Annotated in this window: 9 protein-coding genes; 5 read left to right on the forward strand and 4 right to left on the reverse strand. The window is 53.6% G+C overall.

The window, feature by feature from the left end; all coding sequences use genetic code 11:
• Window positions 1-34: 34 nt before the first annotated feature.
• The 4 genes from LAO20_18600 to LAO20_18615 all read right to left on the reverse strand — a co-directional run bounded on the left by LAO20_18600 (window position 35) and on the right by LAO20_18615 (window position 3,605).
• Window positions 35-1,783, reverse strand: a complete 1,749-nt coding sequence (locus LAO20_18600) for a M48 family metalloprotease (protein MBZ5533443.1) — start codon at window positions 1,781-1,783, stop codon at window positions 35-37.
• Window positions 1,784-1,796: 13 nt separating this feature from the next.
• Window positions 1,797-2,354: an energy transducer TonB gene (locus LAO20_18605; GenBank protein ID MBZ5533444.1), complete on the reverse strand. Its 558-nt coding sequence runs from the start codon at window positions 2,352-2,354 to the stop codon at window positions 1,797-1,799.
• A gap of 350 nt (window positions 2,355-2,704) precedes the next feature.
• Window positions 2,705-3,082, reverse strand: coding sequence for a hypothetical protein (locus tag LAO20_18610; GenBank protein MBZ5533445.1), 378 nt, complete (start codon window positions 3,080-3,082; stop codon window positions 2,705-2,707).
• Window positions 3,083-3,101: 19 nt separating this feature from the next.
• Window positions 3,102-3,605: a hypothetical protein gene (locus LAO20_18615; GenBank protein MBZ5533446.1), complete on the reverse strand. Its 504-nt coding sequence runs from the start codon at window positions 3,603-3,605 to the stop codon at window positions 3,102-3,104.
• Window positions 3,606-3,817: 212 nt separating this feature from the next.
• On the opposite strand from LAO20_18615, the gene LAO20_18620 reads away from it, so the two are divergent.
• The 5 genes from LAO20_18620 to LAO20_18640 form a co-directional block, all read left to right on the forward strand.
• Entirely contained in the window at window positions 3,818-5,587 is a 1,770-nt protein-coding gene (locus tag LAO20_18620) for a hypothetical protein (GenBank protein ID MBZ5533447.1), read from the forward strand.
• Between the two features lie 264 nt (window positions 5,588-5,851).
• Window positions 5,852-6,433, forward strand: a complete 582-nt coding sequence (locus tag LAO20_18625; protein MBZ5533448.1) for a hypothetical protein — start codon at window positions 5,852-5,854, stop codon at window positions 6,431-6,433.
• Window positions 6,434-6,511: 78 nt separating this feature from the next.
• Entirely contained in the window at window positions 6,512-6,883 is a 372-nt protein-coding gene (locus LAO20_18630) for a ParB/Srx family N-terminal domain-containing protein (GenBank protein ID MBZ5533449.1), read from the forward strand.
• Window positions 6,883-8,001, forward strand: coding sequence for a phage terminase large subunit (terL, locus tag LAO20_18635; protein ID MBZ5533450.1), 1,119 nt, complete (start codon window positions 6,883-6,885; stop codon window positions 7,999-8,001). Before LAO20_18630 ends, terL begins: the two co-directional genes overlap by 1 nt.
• A gap of 278 nt (window positions 8,002-8,279) precedes the next feature.
• On the forward strand, window positions 8,280-9,941 hold a 1,662-nt coding region (locus LAO20_18640; GenBank protein MBZ5533451.1), incomplete at its 3' end, for a hypothetical protein.

Raw genomic sequence — 9,941 nt, forward strand, 5'->3', positions numbered from 1 at the left:
TCGCCGTGTATCAGTTTTTGGTGGGCCGCTCACACTATGATCCACCCTTCTTTATAGGCCGCACGGATCGGCTTACTGTCTGATGGTGGCGACCAGTGCGTCGTTGCGTGGACGCGTTTATCGGCATGGGGACAGCCGTTATTTCGACGACATAGTCCAGGAATGGCATGAACGGTGTAACCGCAAACTCGGCCCGCTCCCGAAGGACAGGGGCCGGTGGCGGGGCCGAACGGATGAGCCTGACCGCTCCGTCCCAGGGATCGACAACAAGCCTCGAGCCCAGCGGGAGCGCAGCGATCTGATCAATAAGTTCCTCGTCGTGTTCTGGGACTACACGAAACATCCCATCATTACGCACGATTTGATCAACATCTGCGATGTGTTCCCCGAAATGCGGCTGAATCAGGTTCGACAGCTGCTTTGCATGGGCCCGCAGTGCTTCCATGACCAGCCCACCTTCTGCCATTTTTTCTTTGTATGGCGACTGTTCAAGGATTTCCATCGCTTTTGCATCAGCCGCCGCTTCTTCCTGTCGGCTGTGATGGAATCGCAGCTTTGCCAGCAGTTCGGCATCGCTAATCCTCAAAACATCTGCGAATGCGAGCTGCGTGTCTACTTTCCGGTGTCCAAGGAGATTATGTGAGAGTTGGTGCGCCAGCACGATAGCGAGAGCAGACTCGTTTGGCATCACGTCAATCAACCCGCGGCTGATGACGATGGTGTTCCCGACCGTGAACGCTTCCAGCCGGGTTGTTAAGAGCACCCGGCAATGCACCTGCTGCCCGAGAATCAATTTATTCGTGACAATCAGATTCGTCAGAATCTGATCCAGCATTTTCTCGACTTCACTTGGAGTACCGAGCAATCTGGCTTGATAGAGGCGTTCCAAAACGTTTGCTTCGGCCTCGTTCTCAAACAACCTCTGGCTCTGCTGAGGCGAGGGCCATTGCCCCTTCCTGTCGTCGGTTGTCAAAGGCGATCCATCAAGCACAATATCGGTAAACTTTTGCTGCTGAATGCCCGTCCTGTTGTAACCCCAGAATCGGATCTGGCCCTTCACGACCGGCGATTCCGGTGCGTCTAGCGGAGGAACTTCCTCGACATACGCATAGGCGGGCACCCACTGCTTCTTGGTCACATTCACACGCCAACTGTCGATGCGGAACCGAGAATTCTTGGCGCGGAGTGCAATAAACAACTTATCGACGCTGGTATTCATTCCCGTGAACCGCACGATATTCCACGACTTATCTTCAAGGTATATACGGCCGGTGAACCCGTCGCCTTCGGGGTTAAGTGGCTTCACGTCGTAAACCAGGCAACGGACAGCGCCGAGGAAAGTGGGCCCGACGAATTTGTATTCGTAACGCTCGGGGCCGAGTTGCTTCCAATCGGGTACCATCACCTGGATAAGGCCATCGAGCAGTTGTTGGTCGTTGGTAGATTTCTGGATATCGTTGTCGCCGCTGTCTGCCGGGTAATTGAGGAGGTTTTCCATCACTGGCTTTTCACCCCACTTGAATCTGCCCAGAAGATAACGGTCGCTATCTATTACGAATCCGAGTTTGCCTGCGGGGATGAGGCGTTGCACGTAGATTTCGCTGAGCGGGGCTGCCTCCCGCAATCCCGAGGATAATGCACCCTCTGCCCGGAGACCGAAGGCGATAACATTCTTGTCTGTCGGCAGGCCGGCTGGACGCGTTTCCGCTGACTGTCCCAAAACCTGAGAAGCCAACACTACAAGAATAATTGCAAAACAATTGCAGGTCGCTAACTGCCGCATGATTCACCTCATTTCACGCAAGTTTGAAAATGACTCTGATGGTTGCGATTACATCGACAGGACGGCCCGCCTTGAGGGCAGGTCGACAACGGGTCTGGTTCACTGCGCCGACGGCTGCTTGATCAAGACCGTGGCCAAGGCCGGACAGAATCCTCAGAACACGCACTTCGCCAGACGCGGTCATCTTGACCTGGAGCACCACCTCACCGGTCACTTTCAGGCGCCGCGCTTCTTCGTTGTACGTAGGTGTAGGCGCCCACAATAATCGGGCAGCCTCGTCACCAGCATTCTGTGAAAGCGGCACTGCCTGATTCTGCCCGGGACGGGATGGAGTAAAGACATCGCTGAGCCCGATGGTCCCGACAGGCCCCAGTTGTCCATGACGTGCTGTCCCACTGTCTAGACTGCCTACCAAGACCTCACCTGAACCGGTATATCCGATCGCCGACAGCGGTTTGCCACTGAAATGATCAAGTGCTCCGATCTCCACTTTGCCCACCGGCAACTGGACTATCTTCCCTACGGCCGAAGCGCCATTGGCAACCGTTCTGGCCGCTACTGGCGCGCGCATTCGGGCTCGGCCGGTCTCTGCTGCGAGAGGTTTCTGAGGCATATAAAGCTGCATCACCGAAAGGCGCTCTGGTGCAATCGCTCTCGACAAGGAAGGCCCCGGAGGCAGAAAAGTAACAAGAGCGACAATCACAGCGTGTAGGACGGCGCTGAACACTAAATAGAATCCCGTTCGGCGCTGACCTGTTAAAGCTCTAGAGAATAGTTCATTCAGGGCGCCTCTATTCTGCGCAGGGCCGTCGATACCGCTATAAATTCTCCCGGTGGGGTCGGACACACTCTCCTCCTTTGTATGGATTACAGCTGAGCATCTCGCGCCACGGACCCTGTGCGATCTTCTGCCCAAGATGCTCATTGTCTGCGGACTATTCCGGACACCGTCACCGAGGTCAGACGGCGATTGGCTTTAATAATCGTCGCCTTGATCGTATGGTTGTTGTATATTCCCTTGCCCGCGAGATGCACTGGGCTGAAAGTCCACGTGCCGTCAGGGTTAACCCGCGCTTCTCCGTCCTGTATGTACCAGGCATTGGTCAGTACTTCGACCTCAATTGTGCCGGCGGGGTCTGCGCCGACACCTGAAACCGTAAGGACTTCGCCTGGAACTACCGCATTCGAGCGCGGAATTGTGATCTGGAACTGCGCTGCAGCCGATCCTGCCGTAGGACGACAAGCGAGCACGACGAAGATTGTTGAGATAAGCAGCACTGTACTGAGGATATGTTTCATGGTTGGTCTGGTTCCTTTCTTAAAGAACAATTTTCTTGCAAAACAACTGCCGCCTTACGAATGGCGAGATATAAACCGTAGCGCTTTGAATTATTTTTGAGGGTTGCGTCACATCGAAGACTTCTACTGTGACCCGCGTCTCAAGAAGGGACATATCCGCCAAGACTTCGGCTGATCCATTGCTGTCAAAATCAGCGTAGGTAACACGGTTTCCACCAGATTCTCCTTGGAAGCCGATGGGCTTCAATCTCAGTTTCAGATTTTCCGCGAGCGTTGGATAAGGTGGGTGGTCACTGCGGAACGCAACTGTCAGACATCCTGAACCGGGAATCAAGGGATCGACAATGCAAGCGATGCCGGTGAAGCTCAAAGCGGTCAACGTCAACACCCTGATCCAGGCCTCCAATTTTTGCGACTTGGGGCGGCCGAGCCTGAGGATTGCGGAAGCATCGTGACATTTCAGCCAGGCTGAGCAGAGGATCAAAGCCCCACCGCCAAGGAACTGCAGCATAATGACGTTCATGTTCAACACCCTCCTAATCCAGGCGTTCGACACTGGTTTTGCCGAAAGCATCGACGTCAGGGATGCCGCCTCCCTTCAGCGCATAAAGCACAACTCCGAGGACCATCCGTCATCAAAATCTAAGCAACTGTCGGCCAGATTTTTGTGTGCGCGAGCTCTTCTGACGTTTACAATTTCCATGCAAAACTCAACTTCACAACGGACCTACTATAATGAATAAACGGCGTTCGAAGGTGAGCAGTCTCGCGCCCGATTCTGAGCAGCCCAAAAGCGCGCTGCGTACGTTGCGTCTACTGGTTCGAAATGGACTACCTCGAGAACATACGATCGAATCGCCTAGCCAGCTTCAAGCCGAAATTCACAAGGTTCTAGAAAGCCTTGAACCATCTCTGTCGCGGTTTTCTCTTCTCGACTCATTGATGTACCAAAGCCTTCTCGCGGAATCTCATGCCATGTTCGGACGAATCGACGATGCAATTAAGGTTCTAGAGCCAGCACCAGGAAAAGGTCCTGCTGTGGAGATGCTCAGCTTTCTGGACGCGTCCGCCAGGGCAGGGCGCGCACAGTTGCCCGAAAACTACTTGGCAGACAAGAAATTACTGCGGCAAGCCATTTGGCTGTTGATGAACTACCTCTTTTTTCGATTTTATGAGAAAGGTTCTTACGAGCCTTGCCTTCAACATCTTACGCAGCTTGAAACAGTCATCCTCGGCGATTTAAAAAGCGCTAACCACATACCCAACGGAACGTTGTCACGGTTGTATTATTATCGCTCGCACTGTTTCAGGGGCCTTCGGAGATTCGTTGACGTCGAACGGGATCTAATGCGGTCTCAGGAACATGCGAATCAGCGTCTCAAACACAAGCTGAATTCGCCAGCGGCCCTAAGCGAAAGCCAGAACATATTAGGTAAGAAAGCTATAGATCCCCTGTCGATAAGCGAGCATCGAGATTTTGCGATCATTTGTACTGCGCGCATCCTTGCTTTCGGATTTGGCTGGACTGAACTTAATCGCGGGCGCTTATCAAGGGCGAGGCGATTGTTGCTCAGCGCTGAGACCCTTCTGCTGCCTAGCGGGCATCAAGCAATGAAACAACTGGTGCAGTTCCTGTTGGCGATCATTGAAAGGCGCTTAAGCACACCCGGAAGCCCTGAATACGAGCAGGCCATCCTGAATATCAAAATGCAGCGTGAGATATACGCGTCTATGAAGTCCAGCGTAGGCGAACTTCGTGCTGTGCAGGAGTTGGCGCGTGCATACTTGGATTGGGTGGACTTGCTGGATTGGTCCACGAAGCAAAACGATCACGAGCAACGACGAAGTGTGCTTCTTAACGAAGCACGAACTATTGGTGATCAATTCAAGGAACTCAGCGAAACCGCTGAGGCCCACTGGAAGTGTCGATATAAATTCATTGATGTGCGCCTCGCCTGTCAACTCGACAACCCACGTTATGACATTGAGCGGAAACTTCTGGAGCTCAAAGAGCTTATCGAGGATGGTCAGCCGGAATTTGAAATCCCCTATCACGTTTTGCAAGGTTATGTTTTCAACCGCCTGGCTAAATGGGCATCTTCTATAGATCCGTTGCAAGAAGCCCTCAAAGGCATCGGGAACGATCCCTTGCTGGAAGCCGAGATCAGGCTTCTGCTTGCAGAGTCGTTTGTTGGCACAAATAATCTGGTTAAAGCAGAAGAGGAATCTTCACGCTGGGCGACTCTGAGCCAAAGCGTGCAAAATTGCTACCTGCGAAATTTCGCGGCCCATGTCGACGGCATAATAGAGTCTTCCAGACGCCCTTTTCACATCGACTTCTATGGGGGCCTTGATCTAGACAAGAATACGAAGAATTTGGAGATATGGCTTTTGCGAACAGCTCAAAAGAGATGCCCGGATGCGACAGAAAACGATGTTGCGGACCTTTTGAGAACTACACGCTCGAAAATTAACCGAAAGCGACACAAATATGGCCTGACCTAAATGACTCCAAAGCCTGTTGGGCCGGCGGGCTGACTTATTTAAGAGGAATAATTAAGGATGCGAGCTACGCCAGGCATCACCTCTTGATTTAGGCGATTTGTGGCAGATAGATCAATCACCCTCCCTTTGCCGGCACATCCCTGATCCAGGTAGGTTTTGAACCGTCCGGCCACCCCACAAACTCTCTTTCGAAATCTCCTTATACTTAGGGTGAGTGATCATTTTCGTTACCCTTACAGAGGTCAAATGGGGGAGACACCAGACATGACTCTTAGAAATACCGGGATTACCTGCATTGCTCCGGCCGGCAGGCTTAAAACACTGCGGGAGGTTAACGAGCGGAGTCGCCAATTCTGGCTTGCGCAGTCTGTACGCATCGAGAGATGGATGTCGGACGAAGCCGTTCTTTGGAGCACCATACACAATCTTGAAGCGCAACAGTTATTGCGAAAAGCGCCAGGCGATCAGATCTCCTTTGAAAAGGCTCTGGCCGATGCTGATGAGAGAATCTACGGTGTCGGCCGACTTTTCAAACAATTTCGAACGAATCTATCCAAGAAAGGAGGCGCAGCGACTAAGACTGACGGCCTTCGACGGCTAATTCTGGAGATTGTTCGAAAGAACAGAAATATAACCACACCGCAACTGCTTGATTGGCTTGAAAGGCATAAAGAAGGCACCGTTGTTTTTGAGATCGACGCTGCCACTGGACTCGCCGAAGAGAAGAAGAGAGCAATTCACTTTACTGAACGGGGAACGGAAAAATCATCCCCAATCTCCGGCCTGAAAGACCGGCTGTCAAGAGCGAAGAGGACAATCGCAAAAGAAGAAATCACTTCGCGCTAGCCGGGCTCGCGCGAAATCGGTCCCTAGCATGGATTTCAGAGCGGTACTACTCGCTCAAATCCATCGCTAGAGGTATCGATGAAGCAACTACAAGGTTTTCTTCAGCTAACAATTGTCTACCTGCCCCTTAGTGCTCTGCGCATTAATCCCCACAACGCCAGGACACACTCGAAACGCCAGATCCGCCAGATAGCCGCCAGCATCACAGAGTTTGGCTTTCTTAACGGCATTTTGATCGATGCCAATAACCTGATCATTGCCGGTCATGGCCGCGCGGAAGCCGCCAAGCTGTTGGGGATGGAACTGGTTCCGACGATTCGCGTGGAAAACCTGACAGAAGACCAGATCCGCGCGTATGGCTACTCGGTCACAATCCGGCCACGCAGATCATCTGTGCCAGCTACGGCCAGGATCTGGCCGACAAGCACGCCAGAGACTGCCGCACGGTGATGGCGAGCACCTTTTATCGAAGGCTCTTCCCCGGGACCCGGCTCTCTCCGGATAAACAGGCGGTCAACGAGTTCATGACCACGGAACAAGGCTTCCGGATGTCAACCTCCGTGGGCGGGGTCTTGACCGGTCGGGGAGCGGAGGTCATCATTCTTGACGACCCGCTGAAGCCCGACGAGGCCCTGTCTGCAACCAGGCGAACCAGTGTTAACGAGTGGTATAGCAACACTCTCCTAAGCCGGCTCAACAACAAGGAGACGGGCATCATTATTATTGTCATGCAACGGCTTCACCAGGACGACCTGGTGGGCCACGTATTGGAACAGGAACATTGGGACGTTTTATCGTTCCCTGCCATTGCCGAAGAGAACGAAACTCATCTTATTGAAAGTCCGTGGGGTCGGCGGCTGTTTCAGCGCAAGCCCGGTGAAGTCCTGCAACCCGAACGTGAATCCAAACTCGCGCTCGACGCCATTCGTCGGACGACTGGAGAATATGACTTTGCCAGCCAGTACCAGCAGAGTCCGATGCCTCTGGGCGGCGCGATCATAAAGACTCAGTGGCTGAGATACTATGAGCTTGGTAATCTCCCCGAACGGTTCACCTGCATCCTGCAAAGCTGGGATACCGCCAATAAGAGCGGTGAACTTAATGATTTCAGCGTTTGCACCACCTGGGGCGCCGTTAACGATCTCTACTACCTGCTTCACGTCTTCCGTCAGCGTCTTAATTACCCCGATCTCAAGCGCGCCGTGCAAGAACAAGCTCGGCGACAGCACGCTCGCCTACACCCAGCCGATGTGGTTCTAATTGAGGATAAGGCGTCGGGAACGCAGTTGATCCAGGATCTAAAGATGGATGGGGTGCTCCACATAAAGCCGTATGATCCACCTCCGGGATCGGACAAACTCTTGCGGCTCTATGCCCAGTCGGCGGAATTTGAGAACGGCCGCGTGCTGCTGCCGCGCTCGGCCCCGTGGCTCGACGAATACGTCCGCGAACTAACCGCCTTCCCGGGCAGCAAGTATGACGATCAGGTGGATTCCACATCCCAAGCGTTGGAACACCTGAAACTCAACAGATCACTCGTGGTTTGGGCACGGCTGGGGAGAGATTGAAGCAGGAGCTAAGATACACGCAACGCGTGATGGCCATCACGTCATTTGTCTTGGCCAATTAGATACAGTTTTTCATGGTTTGCTGTAGTCAACTACCAAGCCATGATCTATTGATCTCAGCATCTAAACACCCCTTTGAGAGCTAGATTCCTGGCCGGATTGCATTACCCCCTGTAATGCCGTGGAGGAACTACAGCCAAGGTCGCCGCGTCTATAAAGCTCCGATGTGCTCGCACAACCAGTGTCCAAAAGATAGGTAGAAGGATAGGGAGTACAAAATGAAATCTAGCAGAGTCGCCTTCGTTGCAGTAATTTTGGTGCAAGCCGCGTTGATGTTTGGTCAAACCCAGCCGAATCTGGAAACCGGCTACAAGCCTTACGGCTCGCATGATGTCACCAGCATCGATTCGATCAATACCATGAACGGCGACCTGCAATTGCACATCGGATTACCCTTTAATTATCCCCAACGCGGGGATCGGCTTGCGCTTCCGGTCTATCTGCACGCCAACTCAAAAGGCTGGCACGCGAACTCATATTCCTACTCATGCGGCGGCTCATGTACAGCTTTCGGCTGGGGGAACCCGCCCGGCGGCATTCAGCTTATTACCTCCCCGACCATGGCTATTAACCGCGTGTGGCAATCCGACGCCGCCTATATAAGCGGCGCCATGAGCTATTACCACGGCGGTTATTACATCGTGACCCGGGATGGAGCGAACCACGTGCTTTCAGGCAACCCTGCCACGGCCGATTCCATGGGTGAGCCCTGGTCCTTTGATGCCAGTGACACCAGCGGACTTCATTTAGAGCTGAGCGGCCCGCTAGGCCCTGGCGGGGTTCCCAGCACAGCGATTGTCACAGACCGCAATGGGAATCAGTATCAGTTCGGGCCCTGGGGCGGCAGGTGTAGAAGCAACGCGAACGCGGGCGCCGAAGGCGCTATGCCGCACGCGCTCGGCGGGGGGTGGAATCTCAACAATTACGGGCAAGACACCATCACAACCTGCAATCAGCGAACTGTGGCGCAAAGTATTAAAGACAGCAATGGAAATGTCATCAATTTCGACAGCTTAGATACGCTTGGCCGGAGCCCTTATTCTGGGTCCTCGACCACTGACTACAGCGGCTGCGTTGGCGTGGTGAGCAGCGCGATGATCTACAACTTCGCGGCCTATAACGGCGGCTCTGCACAACTAAAATTGTGCAGCACCACGCCCAATGTGGCCACCGCTTTCAACGTGCCGAACGTCGCGGAATACCCGACGTGGCCGGGCGCCACCAATAATGACTATCAATGGCCGACACGTTCCTGGGTAACCACTGCCATCCTTCCTGACGGATCGAAATATACCTTCAGCTACGACAATTACGGCGAAATCACTGCCATTGGCTTGCCCACGGGCGGGTCCATCAGCTACACGTGGACGACGATCGCGCTCAACCCTTGCACCGACCCTACCCCCGTGAGCCGTGCCGTCGCCTCCCGGTCGTTCAATGATGGGCTGGGACACACCCAGACCTGGTCTTACGTCTACAGCACACTTTCAGCGAATAGCTTAATGACCACGGTCACTGATCCGAACCAAAACGACACGGTCCATATCTTCAGCCCCACAGACAACTCTGGTTGCATGTTGTACGAAACCAGCACGCGCTTTTACAGCGGGTCAAGTAGCAGTGGACCGCCTCTCAAACAAGTTGACACTCATTACCTCAGCGTACTGGTTCCCGATGACACTGGTTATCCCGCCAGCATGGTTGGCAATGTCGTTCCTGACAGCGTTAAGACCTCCGTTTATCCCAGCAACAAGATGACCCAGGTCACGAAGAGCTATGACCCGCCGCAATCTTCTACGGGTGTAATCTTCGGCAATGTGGTTACGGAAAAGCTCTACGACTGGGGGCCGGGCGGCCCTGGCTCCGGTCCAGGTGCCTTA

The sequence above is a fragment of the Terriglobia bacterium genome, assembly GCA_020072815.1.
Taxonomy (GTDB): Bacteria; Acidobacteriota; Terriglobia; order Terriglobales; family Acidobacteriaceae; genus Angelobacter.